We start from the raw sequence: 24,002 nt of genomic DNA, 5'->3' as shown, positions 1-24,002 counted from the left end.
GGCTCGTGCGTCACGCGGGTCCGACCTCGATGATGATCTTTCCTGCGGTGTGCCCGCCCTGGCTCAGTTCGAAGGCGGCCGCCAGCTCGCCCAGCGGGAAGGTCCGGGCGACCGGGACCTTCAGCCGGCCGCTGTCGGCGAGCCGGCCCAGTTCGGCCAGGTCGCTGCCGACCGGGCGGACCCACATCCACTCGCCGCCCGCTCCGAGGACGCTGGGGTCGGCGATGGAGGCGTGCCGGCCGTCGTCGTGGAGCACCTCCCGGGTGACGGCGCCGACGCCACCGACGAAGTCCGCGACGACCGTGGGGCCGTCGGGGACGAGGGCGCGGACGCGCTCGGCCAGCCCGTCCCCGTACTCGATGGGTTCGGCGCCGAGTTCGCGCACCCGGTCGTGGTTGCGCGCGGAGGCCGTGCCGATGACCCGGGCGCCGAGGGCGCGGGCGATCTGCACGCCGAAGGAGCCGACGCCGCCCGCCGCACCGTGGATGAGGACGGTGTCGTCCTTGCCGGTGCCGAGGCGGGTGAGCAGCTGGTAGGCGGTGAGTCCGGCGAGCGGGAGTCCGGCGGCCTCGGCCCAGTCGAGGGAGACGGGCTTGTGCGCGAGGGCGCGTACGGGCACGGTGACGAACTCCGCGAAGGTGCCGCCGTGCACGTAGTCCTTGCGGGCGTACGCGATGACCTCGTCGCCCTCGGCGTATTCGGGGGTGTCGATGCCGACCCGCTCGACGGTGCCGGACACGTCCCAGCCGGGCACCACCGGGTAGAGGACGTCCATCAGGGGGTCGAGCCCGCCCGCCATGATCTTCCAGTCGACGGGGTTGACTGCGGCGCACCTGACCCTGACGAGGACCTCGCCGGGTCCGACCTTGGGCATCGGCAGCCGCGTCTCGGAGAGCACCTCCGTCCCGCCGTACGTCTCGTACGCCATCGCCCGCATGGTTACCTGGCTGCTGCCGCCCGACTGGGACATGTGCCCGACCTCTCCGTGTGCTGGTGGAACCCGCCCCCGGCCCATCCCACCATGCACGAAGCGCCCGCCCCACGAGGCGGGGCGGGCGTGGCGCGGCGTGGCGCGGCACCGCGCAGGACCGTGCGAGGGCGCGCAGGACCGCACGGTGCGGTGGTCACTCGTACTCGGTGCCGCCCTTGCGGGTCAGGTACGCCGGGCTGACCGCCTTGGCGATGGCCCGGCCGCCCGTGACCGGGCTGTACCGCTCGGTCGACGGCCGGATGACGACGCCCTCGCGCAGGTGCACGGCCTTCCCGGAGACCGTCTCGCGGCCGCTCGCCTGCTCCAGCACCGTGTCGAGGTCGTACGGGCCCTCGTACAGCCGCGGTACCTGCGGGAGCTCACCGTCCGTCAGAACGGCGGCCGGGTCCAGCCAGCGCACCTGCCCGTCGATCTCGGCGGACACGTCGAAGACGGCGTATCCGGGTGGCGCGTCGGCGGTGCGCACGTCGGTCCCGTAGGAGAGGTCCTGGACGCCCTTGCCGAACACCTCGCCGAAGATCCCGACCCGGGTCGCGCCGAGGCGCTCGGCCAGGGCCGCGGCGACGGCCGGTACGTCGTGGCCGCGTACGGCCCGCCAGTACACGTTGCGCTCGTCCTCCTTGAGCGCCAGCCCCTTCGAGCCGAACCCCTTGGAGGAGACGAAGGACCGCTCGCCCTCGGCGACGTACGTGAACAGGCAGGCGGTGCCGTGCAGTTTCTCGGTGAGGACGACGGGCTCGCCGGACTCGAAGATGTGCGGGTAGCGCTGGAGGTTCTCGATGTCGACCCACGGCAGCAGGTCGGCGGCGGCTTCGACGTCGCCGTTCATGGTCGTGGGGATGGGCGGGGCCCATTTGGTGATGCCGAGCAGCTCGGCGAAGTCCGTTTCCTCCTCGGCGGCTCGGGCCAGGTCGACATCGGCGAGCGCGCGCGGCCTGCACACGAGTCCCTGCGAGAGTTCGCCCCGCAGCCGGACCGCCTTGACCCGGTCGGCGGAGCTTCCGGCGAGGCGCCCGGTGAGGCCGAGCTCCTCGATCAGATCGGCCGGCAGGACGGCCTGTTCGGGTATGTAGATCGCGAACTCGCCCGTGCGGTAGGCGCCCTTGGCGATCACCGCGCGGTACAGGCCCACTTGGGCCAGTTCCAGCGCGTCGGCGTTCGGGTGCTCGTGGACGGTCAGCTCTTCGGCGGTGACTCGCAGGGTCGACATGGGGCGGCTCCGGCATCGTTCAGGGACGTGACGACGACGCGCGGTGCTGCGGCGCGTCGGTGACGACCACTCTCCTTCCCGCCATTTCCGCTGGTCCAGCGAATATCACGGTGTTAGCCTGCCCGCCCCACCTCGCTCCGCCCCGCGCCGCCCGCCCCACCCCGCTCCCGCGCACCCAGGAGGCCCCATGTCACCTCGTCCCGTCACCGTCGTCACCGGCGGCAGCAGGGGTATCGGTGCGGCGGCCTGTCTGCGGCTGGCCGCCGACGGACATGACCTGGCGCTGGGTTACACCCGCGACACGACGGCGGCCGAGGCGGTGGCCGCGCAGGTGCGGGCCACCGGTGCCCGCTGCGTGACCGTACGGGGTGACATCTCGCAGGAGTGCGCCGTCGAGCGGCTCTTCGACATCGCCGGCGCCGAACTCGGCCGGGTGACCGGGCTGGTCAACAACGCCGGGGTGACCGGTCCGCTGGGCCGGCTCGCCGATGCCCGGACCGAGGATCTGAGGCGGGTCCTGGAGGTCAACCTCCTCGGATACCTGCTGTGCTGCCGCCGGGCCGCCCGGGACATGGCGGACGGCGGGGGCGGGGCGATCGTGAACGTCTCCTCGGCGGCCGCCACCCTCGGCAGCCCCGGGGAGTACGTGCACTACGCGGCGACCAAGGCGGCCACCGACGCGCTGACCGTGGGGCTCGCGAAGGAACTCGGCCCGGACGGGATCCGGGTCAACGCCGTGGCCCCGGGCATCATCGAGACGGACATGCACGCGGCGATGGGCGACCCCGACCGACCGGCCCGGGTCGCGCCCTCGGTCCCCCTCGGCCGCCCCGGCCGGCCGGAGGAGATCGCCGGGGCGATCGCCTGGCTCCTCTCGCCGGACGCCTCGTACACGACGGGCACCGTCCTCCGCATCTCCGGCGGCCGCTGATCCCGGGAGCGCGGCCGGGGCCGCTCCCGGACGGCCGTCGGGGCTCCCCTCCGGGATACAGCGCACCGGCGGCCGTGCCGGATCGACGGGGCGATAGCCTCCGTGGGTGACGTATCGCAGCAGCCGGGCCATGGATCCGTACTCCGCCGAGCTGCCTCGCCATCAGACGCTCCTGCAGGGCACGGACTGGGCATCGCTCGCCACCCCGTGCGGCACGGGCGCATCCCTGCCGGTGGCTCTGGCACGTCTCATCGACCCCGACCCGCTCGTCAGGGAAGCCGCGGTCAAGGACGCGCTGGGCCAAGTGACCCATCAGAACAGCATCTACGAGGCCACGATGCCCGTGGCGCTGTACGCGGCGGCGATCCTCGACCATCCGGCCCTCGCCGTGGACGGTTCCCGCCACGACGATGCAACGTCGATGGGCCGCCCCACCCTCGTGGCCGTGCTCGACTGGCTCGGAGAGACGGCCCGTGACGCCGACGACGCGTGCGTTGCCGCCGACGAAGACTCATGCGGCGAGGGCTCTCCCGTCGAGGGGATGCGCGCGTTCCGAGAGCTGCGCCCGGCGCTCTTCACCGCTGTCCGTGCCTTCCTCGGTCACGACAACCCGGCGGTACGGAACACAGCGCTCGTCGCCGCCGTCCCCCTCGTCGAACACCCCGCTCTCGTCACGCACCGGAGCGACCTGACCGGTCACGCCCACCGGCTGCTGGCCACCAGCACCGACCGCCGCCACCGGGACCGTGTCCTGGGCGCTCTGAAGGCGTGGGGTCACGACATCACCGACCTGGAGAACGAGGCCGACATCGCGGCCCGCGAGCGGTACGCCGTCCTCAGAGCCGCACGCGCGTCCTGGCAGAACGACTGGGCGATCGGCGGCGGCTACAGCGAGGACCCGCCGTTCTGACGGAAGGCCCCGCGGCACCGGTCCGCGTGACGGCCGTCCGGGCCGGGCCGGTGGTCACTGCATGGCCGCCCGGGTGGCCGGGCCGTAGACGCCGTTCGGGTCGCCCTTGATGGAGCGGTCGCGCTGGAGCTGGCTGACGCCGCGCTTGGTCTGGGCGTCGAAGACCCCGGTGACGGAGACGTACGTGAACCCCTGGCCGTGGAGCAGCTCCTGCAGGGAACGCACCTCGGGGCCGGTGTCCCCCATGCGCAGCGTTCCGGAGGAGCCCGGCGGGCCGGAGGCCGGGGTGCTCGGCGCGGTCGGCGGTTCCGGGGTGCGGCCGGTGGCCGTGGGCGGCGACGAGGGCGCGGCGGGCCGCACGGACGCGGTCGGCGCGGGTGTCCGGGGATCGGCGGCGGAGTCCGGGCTGCGCGCCGGGAGCACCGGAACGGACAGCTCGGCGGGCACCCCGGCCCGGGGCGGACGCGGGTCGGGGCCGCTCAGCAGGAGCACCAGGGCGCCTGCGGCGGCGAGCGCCAGCAGGGTGATCACGGCGAACGGGAGACGGCTCCGGGCGGCAGCACGCACGGGAGGGGGAACGGAGGCGCGAACGGGAACCGGGGCCGCGGCTCCGGGGGCCGGGACGCGCGCCGGGCCGGGGAAGGCGAGGGGGCCGGTCTGCGGCCAGGCGGGAGCGGGCGCGGGGTCCGCCGGCCGGGGCGGTCGGCCGGAGGGCGCGACGTACGGGCGCACGAGCAGGTGGTCGTCGGGGACGAGCCGGCTCTCATCAGGGTCCTGGGGCATGGTGGTCTCCCGGCTGGGACGGGGGCCGGCGCGGCGGTGCGGTGCCGGCCCCCACCCGGTCGGTCAGGCTCCGCGCCGCCGGGCGGCGGGAGCCGGGGCCGCGCCGGCGGCGAGGGCGCCGGGCGTGGATATGGACATCTGGTGCATCTCCGAAGTGCGACTCAAGCAGCGATCCTTGATCGGCGCACTCTTGCCCTCCGGCAGGGTCCAGGTCAAGCCGGATGTCCGATCCGCTCCCGTCCATCCGTTCTGTCGGTCAGGTGAGCGTGGCGGGCCCTTCTCCGGGCATCCCGGGCGGACCGGACTCGGGGGACGGCGCGGGGTTGTTGCCGGACGCGGCGGCTGAGGTCATGGATCGGTTCTCCGTACGGGCGATCGGCGGGCAGGACACCACGGCACGGGGAGCCGGGGGTCGCGCCTCCCCCTTCACCCGTACGGTCGTTCCAATTCCCCGTACGCCCCCGGCATTCCCGCCCGGCCGGTGTCACCCGCAGGCATGAGAGCGGGACCTGGCCGGCCCTGCCGTACGGCAAGGTGGTCGGATGCAGTTACGTCGGGCCGTGCCCCTCTCCCTCGTCGTGCTCCTCGCGAGCACCGGCTGTGTCTCCGTCGGACCGCAGGACACGGCCTCGTCGCCCGCACGGGGGGCCGTACCGCCCGCCGAGGCGCCCGAGACCCCGACGCCGCTCGCCCTGCCGCTGGGGCCCCTGCCCCCGGCCGCCACGCCCGGTCCGGACGCGTCCCCGGGCCCGAAGCCGGCCACCGGGTCGGATCCGGAGCCGGAGCCCGCGCGCGGGCGTGCCCCCGCGAAGGCGGCGCCGCCTCCCCGGCGGGGGCGGGTGCCGGGTCCGGCGCCGGCCCACCCGCGGCGGCGGCCGGCCCCGCCGCCCCGCATGGACCAGTTGTGCGCGGCCGCGGAGGGCACGGTGCCGCCGTCCATCGTCGACCTGTGTCTGCGGCAGTACGGCCGCTGACCACCGGGTCCGGACCGGGTGCGACGCTTGACCCTCTCCCTGTGTCAGACCTTGTAGTGGAGCGCGTCATGTTCACCATCGGAGACTTCGCCAAGCACGGCCGGGTGTCGGTCCGCATGCTGCGTCACTACGACGCTCTCGGACTGCTGCGCCCGGCGCGTGTCGACCCGTTCACCGGCTACCGCTTCTACGAGGCCGGGCAGCTCGCCCGCCTCAACCGTGTCATCGCGCTCAAGGAACTCGGCTTCAGCCTCGACGAGGTGGGGACGATCCTCGGCGAGCGGGTGGGCGCGGAGGAACTGCGCGGCATGCTGCGGCTGCGGCAGGCCGAGCTGGAGGCGGCCATGGCCGCCGCGGCGGCCCGGCTGGTCCAGGTCGAGGCGAGGCTCCGGACCATTGAGAACGAGGGAACCATGCCTGCCGACGACATCGTCGTGAAGAGCCTTCCGCCCGTCCGGCTCGCCGAGCTGACCGGGACGGCCGCGAGTTACGAACCGCAGGACATCGGGCCGGTCATCGGGCCGCTCTACGACGAGCTGTGCCGCCGCGTCGAGGAGGCCGGGGTCGTCCCGACCGGCCCCGGCACCGCCTACTACGAGGACGCGGCCGCGACCGGGCCCGCGGGTGCCGTCCTCGTCCACGCCGGGCTGCCGGTGGCCGCCTCGGTGCGGGCCGAGGACCTCGGGGGTGCGGTACGGATCGTCACGCTGCCCGCGGTGGAGCGGGCCGCAACCGTCGTGCACCGCGGGTCGATGGACGGGATCCTGCCGACGGCGCAGGCCCTGGCGCGCTGGATCGATGCGCACGGGCACCGCTCGGCCGGGTACGCGCGCGAGCTGACCCTGGCCTGCCCGCAGGACCGGGAGCAGTGGGTCACCGAGCTCCAGGAGCCGTTGGCCGCCACCTCCTGACCCCGGAGCCCTCAGGGGCGGCGTCCGCAGGCGCGGGCGCACCGCCGGGCCGTGTCCCGCCGGGCGGTGCGCAGCCTGCGCACGGTGTTGTGGCTGCGCCGCTTCCACTCGCCCCGCGGCAGTGCCGCCCGCTGGCCGCCGCCCGCGATCAGGGCGTTGACCGGGGTCATCGGGTCGGCGGCCAGCGCCTTGGCGAACAGGACGCCGACCACGAGCGGGACCAGGGCCACGGCCAGGGCGGAGCCCGCGGTGGTCACCTGCTGCATGCGCGGTCGGGCGGTCGTCGCGCTGCCCCGGTCCTGTGAAGTCATGTCCCCATTCCAGCAGCGGAGCGGCGTCGGGGAATCGGGGTGGATACTCAGGCCGTTGGGTGTGAGGTACTCAGACGGACGGGGCGGTGGTGGGTGATGGCGGTACCCGGGCAGGGTTTCGAGCCCGCGACCGGCGACGGCCCTCCCGCGGCGCCCGGCGGGCGGCGCGAGGCGGAGCTGCGCACCGCGTACGAGGGGCTGCTGCAGATCCGCCGCGTGGTGGGCGGCCCGGCGGGCGCGGGGGTTCCCGCGCCCTGGGAGGTACGGCAGCTGCCGCGCGCGGTGGCCCTCGTACTGGAGGCGGCCGGGATCGTGCCGTCGGCACTGGACGCGCAGGGGCGGCGTACCCGTAACGGCTACCGCGTGGCGGCCGGCGCGGGGCCCGGGCGGGCCGAGGTGACCTGGCTCGGCCCGCCGGGCGGCGGCGCGGCCGGTGAGGAGCAGGAGCGGCTGGCGGCCTGCGCGGCCGTACTGGAACGGCTGGGCTGGGTGTGCCTGTTGTACCGGGGCCCCCGGGGGCGCCGCTTCCTGGAGGTGGAGCCCCCGGGCGGGCCGGGCGGGCGCGTGCCCGGATCGGGGTGAGCCCGCCCGGCCCTCAGGCGTAGCGCGCGGCGAGCGCGGTCACCGTCTCGGCGAGGGCGCGGCGCAGTTCGGGCGGGCCGAGCACCTCGGCCTCCGCGCCCAGCCGGAGCAGGTCTCCGACGGCGACGGCCTGGGACTCGACGCTCAGGCGCAGCCGGACCCAGCCGTCGGCGTCGGCCGGGCCGGCGTCGGCGAGCGCCCGGGTGCCCGCCGCCCCGAACTGCATCGGCAGCAGCCGCTGGCCGTCGGGGGACAGGCGCAGTTCGGCGGTCTGCTGGTGCAGTACGGCGTCCAGGCGGCTGGTGGACTCCTGCCAGTGGGCGGCGAGTTCGAATCCGGCGGGCCGTTCGAAGCGCTCCTGCGCCGTGTCCACCGCGAGGAACCGGGAGACGCGGTAGGTCCGTACGGCGCCCTCGACGGCGGCGACGAGGTACCAGATGCCGCCCTTCAGGACGAGGCCGAGCGGGTGCAGATCGCGCCGGACCTCGCCGCGCCAGCGGCGGTAGTGGGTGCGCAGGACGTGCTGGTCCCAGACCGCCTGGGCGATCTGCGCGAGGTGCGGGACGGGGTCGGCCTCCCGGAACCAGGCCGGGGCGTCGAGGTGGAATCGGTCCTGGATCCTGCGGGCGCGTTCGGCGAGTGCGGCCGGGAGCGCGGCCTGCAGTTTGAGCTGGGCGGCGGCCAGATCGGCGCCGAGGCCGAGTTCCCGCGCGGCTCCGGGGGCGCCGGCGAGGAAGAGGGAGTCGGCCTGGGTGTCGGTGAGGCCGGTGAGGCGCGTGCGGTAGCCCTCGGCCAGCCGGTAGCCGCCGGCCGGGCCGCGGTCGGCGAGGACGGGCACGCCGGATGCGCCGAGAGCCTCGATGTCGCGATGGATCGTGCGCACGGACACCTCCAGCTCGGCGGCGAGCCGGGGGGCGGTCATCCGGCCGCGGTTCTGCAGCAGCAGGAGCAGGGAGAGAAGCCGGTCGGCGCGCATGGCGCCATTGTCACCCGTACCTGACAGAAGGTGTCAGGTACGGGTGACAGCCTGAAGGCACGCAGCGGCGCGGCCCAGCACCGCGCTGCACCACCTGATCAACCGCCGGACGCGGAAATCCGTCCGGCCGGCCGAGAGGACCGTCATGCCCACGCCCGTAGAGACCGGTGGCCGCTTCACCTTCGCCGACTGGGAGGAGAGCCCCGTCGGCGCCGCGGACGCCGTCCCGCGGCTCGCCCACGCCCATGTCACCAACGCTTTCACCGGAGGGATCGAGGCTCCCGGGACCGCCTGCGACTACACGATCGCCTACATCGGGGAGAACCTCGGCTCCTACAGCGGCATGGAGCTGGTCACCGGCGGCCTGGACGGCCGCAAGGGCAGCTTCGTGCTGGAGGAGCGCGGCACCTTCGACGCTGGCGGCACCGTCTGTCGCTTCGAGGTGGTCGCCGGTTCCGGCACGGGGGACCTCGCCGGGCTGACGGGCTCCGGAGGCTTCACCTACCGCCACGGCGACACCTCCGTCGAGTACCGCTTCACCTACGACCTGGGCCTGGGTTCGGACGGGTAACGGGCGCCCCCTCGGCCGGAAAACTTGTTGAATACGAGCGCATTGGCCGGGAATATTTGGCCAATTTGGTGATTAGTGGACTGATGTTTCATCATCGTGACTGCACGTCAGTTCTCGGCGTGCGTCAGAGGGAGGCGGGGGCTCCGGGGGGTCCCCCGTTCACACCGGCCCGATCCCGCAGGCGAGTTCCAGCTCCAGCCGCGCCCCGCCGTGACTCCCGTCCCCGTTCCCGTCACCCAGGCAAAGGCTCATGTCCGCCCAGCAGCTCTCGGACCTCATACGTTTCGCCCGCCACAACTCGCCCTACTACCGGGACCTCTACGCGTCCCTGCCACCGCACGTCGACCGCCTCACCGACCTGCCGGTGGTCGACCAGCAGGACTTCTGGGCGGCCAACGCCCTGCACGACAGCCGCGTACTGACCGGCCCGCTCAGCGAGGCCACGGTCTACAAGACCGGCGGCACCACCGGATCTCCCAAGTTCTCCGTCTACACCCGCGACGAGTGGCGCACCTTCGTCACCGCCTTCGGCCAGGGGCTCGTGGACACCGGTCTGCGCCCGGGGCACCGCGTCGCCGACCTCTTCTACGCCGGGGAGCTGTACGCCAGCTTCCTCTTCGTCCTCGACTCGCTCGCCCACGCGCCCGTGGACAACGTCCGCCTGCCCGTCGGCGGCGCCGCGCCGCCGGAGTCGACGATCCCCACGCTGCGCGATCTCGCCGCCCAGGTACTGACCGGCACGCCCACCACCCTGTGCCGACTCGCCGAGCAGGTCGTCGCGTCCGGTGTCCGGCTCGATGCGGTGGAGTTGCTCCTCTTCGGCGGCGAGGCCCTCTTCGACGACCAACGGCGGCTGCTGGCCGCCGCGTTCCCCCGTGCCGAGGTCCGTTCCGTCGGATACGCCAGCGTCGACGCGGGCCTGCTCGGCCGCCCGGTGTCCGGCCCCGACGCCCGGGTGCACCGGGCCTTCACCCCGTACGCGGTCGTCGAGATCCTCGACGACTCCAGCGACGAACCCATCACGGAACCGGGGCGCCCCGGCCGGGTCGTCGTCACCAGCCTCTTCCGCCGCCTCATGCCGATCATCCGCTACCCCGCCGGCGACCGGGCCGAATGGACCGGCACCGGGCCCGGCCACTTCAGGATCCTCGGGCGCGCCGAGGAAGGCGTGCGCGTGGGCCCCGTCTCCCTCTACACGCAGGACGCCCAGGACGCCGTGGCCGCGGCGGACACAGAAGGCCGCGTGGTCGGCATGCAGCTCGTGGTCCGCCGCTGGGACGGCCGCGACGGGCTCGTCCTGCGGCTGGCGACGGCCCCCGGTGACGACACCGGCGGCCGTATCGCGGGCGGTCGTGAGGCGCTGGCCGAGGCCGTCGTCACACAGCTGGAGACCGTACGGCCGCTGTATCCGGACAGTGTGCGTGCCGGATTCGTGCACCCGCTGTCCGTGGAGTGGGCACGTCACCGGGACCTCGCCGTCAACCCGCGCTCGGGCAAGCTCGTCCGCGTCCTCGACGAGAGGCCGACCGCATGACCTCCTCCCCCGCGGCTTCATCCGCCGCCTCGCCCCCGGCCTCACCGGTCGCCGCACCCGGAACGAGCACCGGGACCGGTACGGCTAGCGGAGCCCCCGCCGGTGCCGACGCCCGGCGCCGTCCCCTGGTCCTGCGCAACCGGGCCTTCGGCGCGGTGTGGCTCGGCCAGATCCTCACCCAGGCCGCCGTGCGCATGTTCCAGGTCGGCGTGGCCTGGTGGATCGTCGCGCACGCCGTGCCCGAGGCTCCCGGGCTGGCCTCCGGGCTGTTCCTCGCGGCCTGCACGCTGCCCGCCGTGGCGCTCGCGCCCGCCGTGGCCGCGACCATCGCCCGGTTCGCCCACCGCTCCGTGCTGCGGAACGCCGCCGCCCTGGCGGGGGCCGCCTCCGGCGCCCTCGCGCTCTGGGCCCACGGTGGGGGCCTGCCGCTGGCCGGCGTGTACGGGGCGGCCCTCGCCCTGGCGACCTGCCAGGCGTTCTTCGATCCCTGCCTGACCACCTCGGTTCCCGAACTCGTCGACGACGCCGACATCGAGACGGCCACGGGCTTCGAACTGTCCACCCAGTCCCTCGCCGGCCTCGCGGGAGCCCTGCTCGGCGCCCTGACCGTCGACCGGACGGGCGTGTCCGGGCTCGCCGTCGGCTGCGCGGCCGCCTACCTCGGCGCCGCCGCCCTCGTCGCGAGCGCCCGTTTCCGTACCGCCGACCCGGCCGACGCGGACGGGACGGACGGCCCGGCGGGTCCCTCCCCGCGGCGCCCGCTCCTGCGCATCCTGGCCGAAATGCCCTCCGTACGGCGGATCCTGATCTGCTTCACCGCGGCGAACCTGTTCACCGCCGCCGTGTTCGTCGTCATCCCGCTCTACACCCGCTCGGTCCTCTTCGGCGGAGGCGAAACCGTGGCCCTGCTGGAGGCCGCCCTGGGCACCGGTGCGCTCGTCGGCGCCTTCACCGGCACCCGCGTACCCGGTCGGCCCACGGTCGCCGGTGCCTGGTGCCTGGGTCTGATGGCCCTCGCCCTGGCGCTGCCCGGACTGTTCGCGCAGCGCCCGGTCGTCGCCGGCTGCCTGGCCGTGGCCGGCTGGTGTGCCGGGGCCGTCAGCGTCCGCTTCGTCGCCCTGTTCCAGCGGATGGTGCCGACGGCGGACAAGCCCGGGTTCTTCGCCGTGATGCAGGCCGTCCTCGGTGCCTCCCTGCCGGTGGCGTCCCTGGTGTTCGGCTCCGCCGGTGACTTCCTCTCCCCGCAGACGCTCTGCCTCGTGCAAGGCATCGGCCTGCTTCCCGCGGCCTGCACGCTGGCCCTGCTGGGGTCCCGTACGCCCGAGCCCACCGTGGCGGAACCCGCCGGAGGCGAGCGATGAGCCCCGTGATCGCCCCGGCCGTCCTCGCGGACATCGCCGAACTGCGCCAGCTCTACTACGCCGTCTACGGTCCGCACTACCCCGTGGCCCTCGGCACCGACCCGGCCGAGATGGCCCGGCTCATCTCGGACCCGCACTCCCTGTGGCTGGTCACCCGCTGCCCCGACACCGGGTCGCTGACCGCGTCCGCCGCCATCCGCGGCGAGTCGGGCAGCCGGACCGGCCGCCTGGAGGGCATCGCGGTCCACCCGGAGCACCGCTCGGCGGGCCTGGCCGCCGCCCTCACCGAGGCCCTGTGCGCCGGGATGCTGGACACCGGCCGCCTGGACTCGGTGTACGCGACCGTGCGCACCGTCAGCGCCGGCCCGCAGCGCGTCGTGGCCCGCAACGGCTTCCGCCCCCTGGGCATCCTGCCCAACGCCGTGGATCTCAGCAGCCGCGAGACCCTTGCGCTCTACGCGCGTCACGCCGCCGGGGTGCTCGACCGCCGGATCCCGGTCACCGAAGTACCGGCCGCACTCCTGCCGTTGCTGCGCACCGCCGAATCCGCGCTCGGCATCGGCTACCCGGGGGTCGGCGCCGCCGCCCGCCCGCTGCCGGCACCCGCACCGCACGCGGCGGTCGAACGGCTGGAGGTCATCGAGGCACCGGCCTTTGTCCGCCGCCGCTTCCGCGAGCAGTTCCCGGGCGCCGAGGGCTGGTTCTATCCGCTGCACACGCCGAACGTGCTGCTCACTCCCGAAGACGGCCGGTTCGAGGTCTACGCCTACCTCAACCGGGCCGGCGGGTACGGCTCCCTGCTGACGGCCCACCCCGACCCGGCCGCCGCGGCGGCCCACCTCGAACCCGTCACCCGGGCCCTCGCCCGTGCGGGCGCCGGCTACGTCGAGGCACTGGTACCGCTCGCGCACCACGAGGCCCTCTCGGCCTTCCTCGCCCAGGGGTTCGTCGCCGGGGCCGTCTATCCGGCCATGCGCGCGGACGGCGACGGCTTCCACGACTACGCCGTCCTGTCGCGTTCCGGCGAGCGGATCGACTTCCGCGGCGTCGCCGTCGAACCGCCCCTCCAGCCGTATCTGGACTGCTACGTGTCGGCCTGGGCGTCGACACACCTGCCCACATCATCCGAGGTTGCCTCATGAGCCCCATGAACCCCCATCTCGCGCCGGTCGCCGTACCCGACCCGGCCCTGCTGCCGCACGTACAAGAGCTGTGCGACCTGACCGACCCGTACGCCTTCGGACCCGCGCAGGACGAACTGTTCGCCGCGGCCATGGCGGAGAGCAACGCGTGGCACACCGAGCGCTCCGCGTTCTTCCGCTCCCTGTACGAGGCCACTCCCCCGGCCGAGCCGTACCGCACGCCGCTCGTCCACGCGAACTTCTTCAAGCGGCACGAGGTGCTCTCCGTCCCCCCGGAGGACGTCGAGCTGCACCTGACCTCCTCCGGCACCACCGGCCAGAAGTCGCAGATGTTCTTCGACCACTGGACCATCCGTTCCGCCCAGCGCATGGTCGCCCGGATCTTCGAGCGCAACGGCTGGATCACCCCCGACCAGGAGGTCAACTACCTCCTGTACAGCTACGAGCCGGCCCCGTCCCTGAACCTGGGGACCGCCTTCACGGACAACTACCTGTGCGACTTCGCCCCCGCGCGCAGCGTCGCGTACGCACTGCGCAACACCGGCGGCGAGCACGAGTTCGACCCCTTCGGCTGCATCGCCGCCCTGCGGCGTTTCGAGCGGGAGGACGCCCCGGTCCGCATCCTCGGCTTCCCGGCCTTCCTCTTCTTCACCCTGGAGCGGATGCGGGCCATGGGGCTGCCTCCGCTGCGCCTTCCCGAGGGCTCCCTCGTCGTCCTCGGCGGCGGCTGGAAGGGGCACGCCGACCGGCGCATCGGGAAGGAGGAGCTGTACTCCCGGGTCACCGAGCAGCTCGGCGTTCCGGGTGAGCGGATCCGGGACACCTTCGGGTCGGTGGAGCACTGCATCCCGTACATCGAGTGCGACCACCACCGGCTGCACGCCCCCGTCTGGTCGCGGGTGACGATCCGCTCCACCCGGACGCTCGAACCCCTCCCGTACGGGGAGCGGGGCTACCTGCACCTCGTGTCGCCGTACATCACCTCGGTGCCGGCGCAGAGCGTGGTCATGGGCGACCTCGCCTCCCTCCTGCCGGGCGACGCCTGCGGGTGCGAGCTGGAAACCCCCTGGTTCACCGTCCACGGCCGTGCCGGGGTGAGCCGCAACCGCAGCTGCGCGGTGGCCGCAGCGGAACTGATGAAGGGAATGGCGTGACCGTGAGCGTGCACCACCACTACTGGCAGGGCGAGTTCATCGGCGACGAGGAGGCCGGTCGCCGGCTCACCGGCCTGCCGGCCGCCGTCGAGGCCGCGCTCGCGGAGACCCTGGAGACCGAGACCGTCCTGGCCGCGTGCGACGCCCTCGGTGCCGCACTGTGCGACCCCGGCCACCCCGTACGCGCCCGGCTCGCCGCGCACCTGCCCGAGGGTGAGGACCCGGCCGTCCTGACCGAGCTGGGCGGCCTCCTCGGCCGACGGGAGCTGACCCGCAAACTGCGCCGGGAACTCGGCGGCGCGGCTCCCGGCCGGCTGAACCGGGCGGACCCGCGCGAGACGGTCTTCGAGGCGTGGGTGCCCGTCGGCCTGGTGGCCCACATCGCGCCGGGCAATGCCGCGACGGTCGCGCCGCTGAGCATCGTCGAGGGGCTGCTGGCGGGGAACGTCAACATCCTGCGGACCAGCAGCGCCGACACGCTCCTGACCCAGCACCTGATGGCGGAGCTCGCGGCCCTGGACCCGAGCGGCGCACTGGCCGCGCGGATCGTCGTCCTGCGCTTCCCCTCCTCCCGGCAGGAGTGGCTGCGCCTGATGTGCGCGCCCGCGGACGCCGTCGCCGTATGGGGTGGGGAAGCCGCCGTCGAGGGGGTGGCGGCCCATGTGCCGGCCGGCTGCCGGCTGGTGGAGTGGGGGCACCGGATCTCCTTCGCGTACCTGACGGCCGATGCCTGGTCGGACGCCGGCACGCTCGATGCCCTGGCGGACGACGTCTGCCTGCACGAGCAGGAGGCGTGTTCCAGCCCGCAGGTGGTCTACCTCGACACCGAGGACGAGGACGAGGTCTTCGCTTTCGCCGAGCGTTTCGCCGCGGTCCTCGCGGCCCGGACGCCGGCCGCGGCCGGTGCTCCGGCGGGCGAGCCGGATCCGGCGGAGGCCGCCGAGCTGACCACCACCGAGCTGGTGGCCCGGCTGGAGGAACACCTGGGCCTGACCCGGGTGTTCGCCGCTGCCGACGGCTCGTGGCGGGTCATGGCCGACACCCGGTCCCCGCTGACCGCCTCACCGCTGCACCGCAGCGTGTGGGTCAAGCCGCTGCCCCGCAAGCAGCTGATCGCCACCCTGCGGCCGATGCGCCGCTACCTTCAGACGGCGGGTCTGGCGGGCAGCCCGACGGACATCGCCGAGCTGTCGCGCACCGTCCTGGCGGCGGGCGTCACCCGCGTCACACCGGTCGGCGCCATGCTGGAGAGCTACGCGGGTGAACCGCACGACGGCGTCTACGCGCTGCAGCGCTACAGCCGCCGCGTCGCGGTCCAGGCCGATCCGGTCCGGTTCGCCACCACCGCCTGCCTGGACGACCTGGTCCGGCCCGTGGTGCTGCCGCGGCCGGCGGGCCCGCTGCAGGGCAAGGAGGACGTGCAGGAGCCGGCCCGCCGGCTGACGCGGGCCGATGCCGAGCTGTACTTCCGCAGCGGCGGCAGTACCGGCGCACCGGCGCTGTCGGTCTTCAGCTACGACGACTACGACACGCAGATGCACGCCGCCGCCCGTGGCCTGCTGGCAGCCGGGTACGACCCGGCATCGGACCGCACCGCCAACCTGTTCTACTGCGGTGCCATGTACGGCAGCTTCATCAGCTTCTTCTCCGTGCTGGAACGGCTCGGCGGGGTGCAGTTGCCGCTGTCCGCGGGCCCCGACCACGCGGCAACGGTCCGCGCCATCGTGGACCACGGGGCCGACACCCTCTTCGGCATGCCCTCCTACCTGTGGCAGCTGCTGCACGCGGAGGCGGACGCGCTGCGCGCCTACGGCGGCCTGCGCAAGGTGTTCTACGGCGGCGAGCACTTCACCGAGGAACAGCAGCGCACCCTGAAGGACACCTTCGGGATCGAGGTCGTCCGCTCGATCACCTACGGAAGCACCGACCTCGGCCCGCTGGGCTACCAGTGCACCGAGAGCTCCGGCGGCGTGCACCACCTGCACGCCGACCTCCACACCATGGAGATCCTGGACCTGGCCGAGGACCGCCCGGTGGTCCCGGGCGAGACGGGCCGGCTGGTCTTCACCACGCACGCGCGACGCGGCCAGCAGCTGGGCCGGTACGTGATAGGGGACCTCGGCCGGGAGGTCCCGGGCCGCTGCCCGTGCGGACGGCACGCCCCCCGCTTCGAACTGCGGGGGCGCACCGGCGACGTGATGCGGGTGGCGACGTATTTCTTCAACCACCGGCGCTTCCTGGACCTGGCCGAGGAAAACGGCGGCCACCGCGGCGAGTTGCAGATCCGGCTCGACACCACCGAGGCGCGCGAGCGGCTGACGGTACGGGTGGAGCGGACCGGGACGACGGATCCGGAGCGGCTGCGGGACGTCTTCCTGGCCGGCTACCCGGAGCTGCGCTCGGCGGTGGCGGAGAAGCTGCTGGAGCTGGCGGTCGAGGCGGTGGACGGCGCGGCGCTGGACCGCAGCCCGACCAGCGGCAAACTCCTCGCCGTGGTGGACGCGCGCGGCTGAGACGAACGGGGGCGCGGGACGGCCCGATGGCTGTCCCGCGCCCCTTGTTCCTGGGCCCTTCAGGTCACGGCGCGCCGAAGGTGAGCGTCAGCTGCGGTGTCCCTTCGGCCGCCTGCGCCTCCGAGGACCACAGCCACAGGGCGTCCGTCCCGGTGCTGCTCAGCGCCAGGTCGTAGCCGGTGCCGAGCGCCGCCGCGAGGCTCGCGGTGGTCAGCGCGGTGGTGTGCACCGCCGAACCGTCCGGGATCCCGGCGAAGGAGCCGAGCGCGGGAGCACCCAGCGCGGGGCGGCTGTTGTACGTGGTCCCGCCCTCGCTCCACGAGCCGGTGACCGGGAGGACCGAGACGGTGTCCGTGGTGCCGGCGCCGCTCTGCGTGCTCGTCTTCACGCTGAGCGCGGCCGACTTCAGCACCGTGCCCGCGGGCGCGGCGGGCAGGTCGAACCGCAGGTAGCTCGCGTAGAACGAGGTGCCGCGCACCGCGAGCGACCCCGAGGTGCCGTAGTTGGTGGCGGGCGCACCCGCGTTGGCGTAGGTGTCCTCCGCGGCGGCCACCAGGACCACCGAGTCGGCCGGGGCGGTGGCGAGGGCGTAGTGGTTCTGGACCTGCGCGGCGCTCAGGACCGTCGGATAGACGGCGGTTTCGTCGAGCTGGCCCGCCCAGTACTCGCTCGTCGGGCGGTCGGGCCAGCCGCCGAGGCTGTCGCCGCCGGCGTGCCAGTAGCCCGAGAAGTTCTCGTGGGTGGTGACGTTCAGGGTGCCCTTCTGGGCGCCGTCCACGTAGAGGGTCATCCCGCCGGGGCCCTGGGTCGCGACGACGTGGTGCCACTGGTTGTCGTTGTAGGCGGCCGGGGTGGTGATGGTGCGGGTGGCGCCGGTGTAGACGCCGTACACCAGCCGTCCGTCATTGGTCATGTAGATGTGCTTGTCGTACTGATTGCTGCCGCGCGCCTGGTTGCTTCCGAAGCCGACGAGCTTGCCGCCCCGGGTGGTGTTCGTCCTGAACCACGTCTCCACGGTGTAGGTGCTGCCGACCGTCTGCCGGGTGTCCCCGTACACCTGGGTGTCCGTGCCGTTGAAGCCGATCGCCGTGCTCCCTCCGGAGACGGCGCCGGGGCTCTGGCGCAGGGCGGGGGCGTTCAGGTGCACGCCGCTCTGGTTGCCGCCGGCGGAGGAATCGGCGACGAAGGGCACGGCCGCTTCGTCGTAGCGCCAGTACTGCTGGGCTCCGTCGGAGCGGACCTGGTTCGGATAGCCGTCCACCTGGGTCGGTACGGTCACGCTCGCGGTCGCGGACAGGGCGCTGGTGTTGCCGGCCGCGTCGGTGGCCGTCACCCGGTAGGTGTACGACTGGCCGGCCGCCGCGGTGGTGTCGGTCCAGGAGGCCTGCGGGCGCTTGAAGAACAGCGAGTCGGCGGTGACCGTGGCGAGGGGAGTGGCCGCGCCGTTGCGGTAGATCCGGTAGGTCAGCGCGCTGTCGTCCAGGTCGACGCCGGTGCGCCAGCGGACCTGGACCTCGCCGGGCCTGAAACTGACCGCGCTCGCGACGGGCACGGTGGGCGCGCCGGTGTCCCCGGTGGAGGCGAAGCGCGTCAGGCTCTGCTGCGCGGCGCCGTTGACGGTGGTGAACTCCCCGCCGACCCAGAGGTACTGGACGCCGCCCTTGGACCCGACGGTCATCACGCGCGGCCCGATGCCCTCGCCGATTCCGTCGTTGGTGTCGGGGGCCCAGCCGAGCTTGCCGGTGCCGCTGGTGGGCTGAGCGAGCAGGTGGTGGCGCTGGCCGTCGGGAAACTCGCCGACGCTGGAGCAGTCGTGGGCGTGCGAGGCGCTGTAGAGCACGTTCTGGTAGGGCAGTACGGCCTGGGTGGCGCCGAGGCAGGTGTCGCGCCAGCGCTGACCGAAGTCGCTCAGGTTGAGCGCGATCCGGCCGTCGAAGACGCCGCCGCCGGTGCCCTCGTTGGCGGTGTAGAAGCCGCTCGCGTCGGTCGCGACGTCCTTGACGACGGAGTTGGTCTCGATGAAGCCCGCGTACGACTTGGTCAGTGCGCCGCTCGTCGCGTCGACGACGGCCAGTGCGTGCGTGTTCGCACCGTTGACGGTGAAGAAGTCGCCGCCGAGGACGACGTTCCGGCCGTCCGGAGTGACCTCGACGGCGCGCCCGGGCTCGTCGGCGTCGGCGGTGAAGGGCTTCAGGGCGCCGTCGGTCGCGCCGACGGCGGCGAAGCGCTCGCGCGGCTGGCCGGCGACGCTGAGGAAGTCGCCACCGGCGTAGACGGTGTCGCCGGTGACGGCGAGGGCGCGGACGGTGGCCGCGAAGGCGGGGCGGAAGCCCTGCTTCACCGTGCAGCTCGCCACGTCGACGGCGGCGAGGCTGGAGACGGCGGTTCCGTTGACGGCGCCGAAGTAGCCGCCGACGTACAGGGTCGCCTTGTCCGGCGAGAGGGCGAGCGCGCGGACCGTGGCGGTGCCGGAGCCGACGGTGAAGGACAGTTTGCAGGAGGTCGGGGCGCCGGTCGCGGCGTCGAGCGCCACGAAGTTCACGGCCGACTGCTCGCTTCCGGAGCCTCCGGCCGGCGGGCGCACCGTGGAGAAGGTGCCGCCGGCGAAGACCTGGCCGCCCGCCTCGGCGAGCGCCCAGACCACGCCGTTGGGCTGCCAGGTGGCCAGCGCGTCGGCGGTGAACGCGACGGGCGGGGTGAGCGCCACCGCCTGCGGGACGAGGCCGAGGCCCACCCCTGCACCGGTGCCGGCCAGGGACAGGGCGAGAGCGGCCGCCAGCCCTCGGGATCTACGCATGAATCCCCCAGTTCGGTATGCGGTACGGCCGTACGGTGCGGCCGTACGAGACATGGCCGAAAATCGCCGAACAGAAGTCCGTAAACCATGCCTACGGGCGCACCCTAGAGCGATTCGAGGCCTGATTCATCCCACTTGACACATCGGATGCAAAATCGGGCCGGGCTCCGCACGCGCCCCGCCGTCACCCGCGGGGCTTCGCCCGGACGTGCATGCGCTCCCCCTGCCGCCCGAAAAGGCTGAGGATCTCCACCGGCCGCCCGTCCGCGCTGGAGAACCAGTGGGGCACCCGGGTGTCGAACTCGGCGACCTCGCCCGGGCCGAGGACCAGATCGTGCTCGGCGAGGACGAGGCGCAGCCGTCCCTCCAGCACGTACAGCCACTCGTAGCCCTCGTGCGTCCGCAGATCCGGCTCGCCGCCCCGGTCGGCGATGAGCATCTTGTACGCCTGGAGGGGGCCCGGGCCCCGGGTCAGCGGGACGGCCGTACCGCCGTTCGGCAGGGCTCGGGGGGTCAGCCGTACCCGGGGGTCCCCCACCTCGGGAGCGCCCACCAGGTCGTCCAGGGGAACCTGGTAGGCGGCCGCGAGCGGCAGCAGGAGTTCCAGGCTGGGGCGGCGCTGCCCGGACTCCAGTCGGGACAGGGTGCTCTTCGAGATGCCGGTCGTCTCGGAGAGCGCGGCCAGGGTGAGGCCGCGCCGGGCGCGCAGCCGTCTGAGCCGGGGGGCCACCTCGTCGAGGACCGCCCGATGGGGAGACGGCTGCGGAGCCGGCGTGTCGTTCATACGGCCATTCCACTCGGCCGTCCCGGAAACGGCAACAAGGTTTGCCGGTCGTGCTCGGGTGACCGCACCCTCGCGGCATGAACCCACTCGGCCCACGGCGGCCACCCAGCGATTCCGTAAAGGCGACAGCAGACGCAGGGTGCCGCACCGGTGGCGACGGGAGCGCAGGCGCCCACCGGCCCACCGTCCCGTGGGCGCTCGCCGGCCTCTCCCTCTCCGTGCTGCTGTCCTCGCTCGGCACGGGCATCGCCCACGTCGGCCTGCCGACCCTGACGCAGGTCTTCTCCGCCTCCTTCCAGCAGGTGCAATGGGTCGTCCTCGCCTATCTCCTCGCCATCACCACCCTGGTCGTCGGGGTCGGCCGGCTCGGTGACCTCGTCGGCCGGCGGCGGCTGCTCCTGGCCGGGATCTCCCTGTTCACCGCGGCCTCGGTGCTCTGCGCCGCCGCGCCGGCGCTCTGGCTGCTGATCGGCGCCCGGGCCGCCCAGGGCCTGGGCGCGGCCGTCATGATGGCCCTCACCATGGCGTTCGTCGGTGAGACCGTCCCGAAGGAACGCACGGGCAGCGCCATGGGGCTGCTCGGCACCATGTCCGCGGTGGGCACCCCTCTCGGTCCGTCGCTCGGCGGCGCCCTGCTCGCCGGGTTCGGCTGGCGGGCGCTCTTCCTCGTCAACGTTCCGCTGGGGCTCATCGCGTTCCTGCTCGCCCACCGCCACCTGCCCGCCGACCGGCAGGGGTTCGGGGCCGACCGGGCTCGCTTCGACCACGTGGGTACGCTGCTGCTCGCACTGACGCTCGCGGCCTACGCACTCGCCATGACCCTCGGTCGCGGCCGTTTCGGTGCACTCAACACGGCGCTGCTGCTGGCCGCCGCCTGCGGCGCCGCCCTCTTCGTGCGCGCCGAGGCGAGGGCAGCGACGCCCCTGGTCCAACGGGCGCTGCTGCGCGATCCGGTGATCGGCGCCGGCCTCGTCTCGGGCGCGCTCGTGTCGACGGTGATGATGGCGACGCTGGTGGTCGGGCCCTTCTACCTCTCCCGCACGCTCGGTCTCGACGAGGCCCCGGTCGGACTCGTCCTGTCGGTCGGACCGCTGGTCGCCGCAGTGACCGGGGTGCCGGCGGGCCGGCTCGCCGACCGGTTCGGCCCGCAGCGCATGACCCTCCTCGGGCTCCTCGTGATGGCGGCCGGGGCCCTCGCCCTGTCCATGACGCCGCCGTCCCTCGGCGTCCTCGGGTACGTCCTCCCGCTCGCGGTCGTGACCGCCGGCTACGCGGTGTTCCAGACGGCCAACAACACCGCGGTCATGGCGGACGTCGGCCCGGACCGGCGGGGCGTGGTCTCCGGCATGCTCAACCTGTCGCGCAACCTCGGACTCGTCACCGGCGCGTCCGTCATGGGCGCCGTGTTCGCGCACGCGTCGGCGACCACCGACATCGCCTCGGCGCCGGCCGCGGCCGTGGCCACCGGGGCGCGGTTCACCTTCCTGGTGGCGGCGGTGCTGATCCTGGCCGCGCTCGCCGTCTGCGCCGCCGTCACCCTCGTACGCCGTCCTGAAGGGCGTCCGGCCCCGGCAGCGGACGGCACAGCAGGGCGGCCGGCGAAGGGCGGGTGGCGGCGCGGGTGGTGAAGGCGATGCCCGCCGCGTACTCGGTGGGCAGGCACTGGCCCTTGTAGTTCCCGTAACCGAAGTCGCCGCCCGGGCCGCCCGGCGGGCGGTTGTCGCCCCGGTCGAACCAGAGCGTCCGGCCACCCCCGGGCAGGGCCGTACGGGCCGGGGCGCAGAGCGCCGCCGAGACCCGCTCGCCGCGCAGGCTGTAGCCGATCAGGAACTGGCCGCCCGGGCACTGGAACTTCGTGTACCCGGTGGCCCAGTCGCCGCCCGCCGGGACGTACCTCTCGTCGCGGACCACGGTGTGGCCGCCCGTCGGGGCCCGCAGGTCGGAGGTGGTGCACAGGCCGCGGCCGCCGGTGTGGGCGAGCCCGGCGAGTCGGGCGCCGTCGGGGCAGACCGCCTTGCGTGCCCCGCTGTCCCAGTCGCCCGTGGCCCGGGTGCTCAGCGAGGCGTTGTGATCGCGGTGGTCGGTGGTCAGCTGGTACCAGGCGGGGGTGGCGGGGACCGGACCGGTGCGGCCGGGGGTGGTGGCGAGCGGGGACCAGCGGGCGGTGCGCCAGTCCCCCGGGTCCAGGACGCCGGAGCGGCGGCCGGCCGCGTCGTAGCGCAGCAGCGCCCAGCTGTCGCCGCCCGGGTTGCCCTGGGCGTCGGTGCTCCAGCCGGCGAGGGGCCAGTACGCGAAGTCGGCGTCGGAGCGCGTCAGGTACCCGGTGAGGCGGTCGAACCAGGTGCGCGGGGCGGCCCCGGTCTCGTCGGCCCCGATGCCGAACTCGCTGATCCAGACGGGGGCGGTGAAGTGTGCGCCGGTCTCGGCGGACACGAAGAAGGCCTGGTCGTAGAGGGTCTGTTCGAGCTCCGCCGCGGTCATGTCCTGGTAGCGGAGGTCGCTGGTCTCGCCGATGCCGGTCGCACCGCTGTGCCGGGGGCCGGTGTACCCGTAGAAGTGGGCGGAGTAGACCAGCTTGTTCGAGGCGACCAGCGTGTGGGAGAGCGTGCGCACGGGGGTGAGGGTGGGGCGGCCGTGCGGGAAGCCGTCCACGGGCAGGCCGAACCAGTTGATGCCCTCGACGACGATCAGCAGGTTCGGGTTGGCCTCGGTGAGGATGCGGTCGGCGGCCTCCTGGGCGGCGGCGTGCCAGTCGTGGTTGTCCCCGAGGCCCCAGTTGGGGTCGTCGAAGACGTCGCGGCGGACCTCGTTGTAGAGGTCGGCGCCGACCACGCGCGGGTTGTCCCGGTAGCGGCGGGCGAGGAGGACCCAGTCGTCGGCCCACTGGGCGGTGGAACGGCCGCTGTTCCAGCGTTCGTTGCCGTCGAGGCCGCAGCACCAGCGGGTGGTGACGGTGTGGTTGTTGAGGATGACGGCGAAGCCCGCGCCCGTGAGGGCGGCGACCACGGCGTCGTACACCTGGAGGGGGGTGCGGCCGCGCAGGGCCGGATTGGCGGCGACGGCCGCGTCCGGGACGGCGGCGCTGTCGCGCAGCATCTCGTTGGAGAAGGGCAGCCGGATGCTGTTGAGCCCCAGGGCCCGAAAGTCGGCGACCAGGGTGGGCAGGGGGACGCGGTCCAGGCCGATCGGGATGCCGTGGGCGTTCTGCCCGCTGTGGTGCGTGGCGGGATCATTGCGGTCCCCTGAGCCGTTCCAGGAACCCTGGGCTCCGTCCCAGTTCCCCGAGCTCAGGCGGAAGCGGTTGCCCTGCGCGTCGACGATGTACCGGCCGCGGGTGGACAGGGGCGGGGTCCAGGTCTCGGCGCCGCCGCCCGCACCGGGCGCGGGCGCGGTCACCTGGGCGGCGAGGGCGGGCCCTGCGAACGGCGCCGACACCGCGCCGGCCACCAGCAGAAGGGCGCAGAACACCGCGCGTAAGAGGCTCTTCATCTCGCTCCTGCCAGGATCCGGCCGTCCCGGCGGGCGGCTGCCGCCGCGCAGGTTACCGGCGGGTCGCCTCCGAGGGAA

At 73.8% G+C, this 24,002-nt stretch carries 20 protein-coding genes; 12 read left to right on the top strand and 8 right to left on the bottom strand.

The features are described 5' to 3' along the window. Positions 1-10: 10 nt before the first annotated feature. The gene (locus tag IE257_RS10045) at positions 11-937 is read right to left on the bottom strand and encodes an NADP-dependent oxidoreductase (RefSeq protein WP_189967347.1); all 927 of its coding nucleotides are present in this window, start codon (positions 935-937) and stop codon (positions 11-13) included. A 187-nt stretch (positions 938-1,124) separates the two neighbouring features. Further along, positions 1,125-2,201 carry an RNA ligase (ATP) gene (locus tag IE257_RS10040; RefSeq protein WP_189966902.1) on the bottom strand — a complete coding sequence of 359 codons (1,077 nt, stop codon included), beginning with the start codon at positions 2,199-2,201 and terminating at the stop codon, positions 1,125-1,127. Between the two features lie 187 nt (positions 2,202-2,388). Between IE257_RS10040 and IE257_RS10035 the strand changes: the two genes are divergently transcribed. Together IE257_RS10035 and IE257_RS10030 are read left to right on the top strand one after the other, a co-directional pair. Continuing rightward, positions 2,389-3,132: an SDR family NAD(P)-dependent oxidoreductase gene (locus tag IE257_RS10035; RefSeq protein ID WP_189966900.1), complete on the top strand. Its 744-nt coding sequence runs from the start codon at positions 2,389-2,391 to the stop codon at positions 3,130-3,132. Between the two features lie 106 nt (positions 3,133-3,238). Continuing rightward, on the top strand, positions 3,239-4,042 hold the full coding sequence (locus IE257_RS10030; protein WP_229920240.1) for a hypothetical protein: 804 nt from the start codon (positions 3,239-3,241) through the stop codon (positions 4,040-4,042). Positions 4,043-4,096: 54 nt separating this feature from the next. Here the strand turns inward: IE257_RS10030 and IE257_RS10025 are convergent, their stop codons facing one another. Further along, positions 4,097-4,825, bottom strand: a complete 729-nt coding sequence (locus IE257_RS10025) for a peptidoglycan-binding domain-containing protein (RefSeq protein ID WP_189966898.1) — start codon at positions 4,823-4,825, stop codon at positions 4,097-4,099. Between the two features lie 542 nt (positions 4,826-5,367). On the opposite strand from IE257_RS10025, the gene IE257_RS10020 reads away from it, so the two are divergent. Both IE257_RS10020 and IE257_RS10015 read left to right on the top strand, forming a co-directional pair. Then, positions 5,368-5,799, top strand: coding sequence for a hypothetical protein (locus IE257_RS10020; RefSeq protein ID WP_189966896.1), 432 nt, complete (start codon positions 5,368-5,370; stop codon positions 5,797-5,799). A gap of 68 nt (positions 5,800-5,867) precedes the next feature. Then, on the top strand, positions 5,868-6,710 hold the full coding sequence (locus tag IE257_RS10015) for a MerR family transcriptional regulator (protein ID WP_189966894.1): 843 nt from the start codon (positions 5,868-5,870) through the stop codon (positions 6,708-6,710). 11 nt (positions 6,711-6,721) lie between these two features. Here the strand turns inward: IE257_RS10015 and IE257_RS10010 are convergent, their stop codons facing one another. Continuing rightward, entirely contained in the window at positions 6,722-7,021 is a 300-nt protein-coding gene (locus IE257_RS10010) for a hypothetical protein (RefSeq protein WP_189966892.1), read from the bottom strand. 96 nt (positions 7,022-7,117) lie between these two features. Between IE257_RS10010 and IE257_RS10005 the strand changes: the two genes are divergently transcribed. Then, a complete protein-coding gene (locus IE257_RS10005; protein ID WP_189966890.1) occupies positions 7,118-7,603 on the top strand; it encodes a hypothetical protein in 486 nt (161 codons plus the stop codon). Between the two features lie 13 nt (positions 7,604-7,616). Here the strand turns inward: IE257_RS10005 and IE257_RS10000 are convergent, their stop codons facing one another. Beyond that, entirely contained in the window at positions 7,617-8,579 is a 963-nt protein-coding gene (locus IE257_RS10000; protein WP_189966888.1) for a helix-turn-helix transcriptional regulator, read from the bottom strand. 145 nt (positions 8,580-8,724) lie between these two features. Between IE257_RS10000 and IE257_RS09995 the strand changes: the two genes are divergently transcribed. From IE257_RS09995 to IE257_RS09970, 6 genes are all read left to right on the top strand, one after another. Continuing rightward, complete coding sequence (locus IE257_RS09995; RefSeq protein ID WP_189966886.1) at positions 8,725-9,150, top strand: DUF3224 domain-containing protein; 426 nt, start codon at positions 8,725-8,727, stop codon at positions 9,148-9,150. Positions 9,151-9,400: 250 nt separating this feature from the next. Then, on the top strand, positions 9,401-10,684 hold the full coding sequence (locus IE257_RS09990) for a phenylacetate--CoA ligase family protein (RefSeq protein ID WP_189966884.1): 1,284 nt from the start codon (positions 9,401-9,403) through the stop codon (positions 10,682-10,684). Continuing rightward, on the top strand, positions 10,681-12,045 hold the full coding sequence (locus tag IE257_RS09985) for an MFS transporter (RefSeq protein ID WP_189966882.1): 1,365 nt from the start codon (positions 10,681-10,683) through the stop codon (positions 12,043-12,045). Before IE257_RS09990 ends, IE257_RS09985 begins: the two co-directional genes overlap by 4 nt. Then, on the top strand, positions 12,042-13,187 hold the full coding sequence (locus tag IE257_RS09980) for a GNAT family N-acetyltransferase (RefSeq protein WP_189966880.1): 1,146 nt from the start codon (positions 12,042-12,044) through the stop codon (positions 13,185-13,187). The genes IE257_RS09985 and IE257_RS09980 overlap by 4 nt, the downstream gene beginning before the upstream one ends. A gap of 5 nt (positions 13,188-13,192) precedes the next feature. Continuing rightward, positions 13,193-14,341, top strand: coding sequence for a LuxE/PaaK family acyltransferase (locus tag IE257_RS09975; RefSeq protein WP_189967343.1), 1,149 nt, complete (start codon positions 13,193-13,195; stop codon positions 14,339-14,341). Continuing rightward, positions 14,338-16,854 carry an acyl-CoA reductase gene (locus tag IE257_RS09970; protein ID WP_229920239.1) on the top strand — a complete coding sequence of 839 codons (2,517 nt, stop codon included), beginning with the start codon at positions 14,338-14,340 and terminating at the stop codon, positions 16,852-16,854. The genes IE257_RS09975 and IE257_RS09970 overlap by 4 nt, the downstream gene beginning before the upstream one ends. Before the next feature lie 64 nt (positions 16,855-16,918). On the opposite strand, the gene IE257_RS09965 is transcribed toward IE257_RS09970, so the two are convergent. Further along, entirely contained in the window at positions 16,919-19,651 is a 2,733-nt protein-coding gene (locus tag IE257_RS09965; RefSeq protein ID WP_189966878.1) for a DNRLRE domain-containing protein, read from the bottom strand. 184 nt (positions 19,652-19,835) lie between these two features. Continuing rightward, a complete protein-coding gene (locus tag IE257_RS09960) occupies positions 19,836-20,435 on the bottom strand; it encodes a helix-turn-helix domain-containing protein (protein WP_189966876.1) in 600 nt (199 codons plus the stop codon). A gap of 77 nt (positions 20,436-20,512) precedes the next feature. On the opposite strand from IE257_RS09960, the gene IE257_RS09955 reads away from it, so the two are divergent. Beyond that, a complete protein-coding gene (locus IE257_RS09955; RefSeq protein WP_189966874.1) occupies positions 20,513-22,063 on the top strand; it encodes an MFS transporter in 1,551 nt (516 codons plus the stop codon). Here IE257_RS09955 and IE257_RS09950 read toward each other — a convergent pair. Then, positions 21,969-23,924 (bottom strand): glycoside hydrolase family 5 protein, encoded by a 1,956-nt coding sequence (locus IE257_RS09950; protein WP_189966872.1) that lies wholly within the window; start codon positions 23,922-23,924, stop codon positions 21,969-21,971. The genes IE257_RS09955 and IE257_RS09950 overlap by 95 nt on opposite strands. Positions 23,925-24,002: the final 78 nt, after the last annotated feature.

The sequence above is a fragment of the Streptomyces avidinii genome, from assembly GCF_014650695.1.
Classification (GTDB): domain Bacteria; phylum Actinomycetota; class Actinomycetes; order Streptomycetales; family Streptomycetaceae; genus Streptomyces; species Streptomyces avidinii.
The sequence above is the reverse complement of the archived record's forward strand: the minus strand, read 5'-3'. Positions and strand labels throughout refer to the sequence as shown.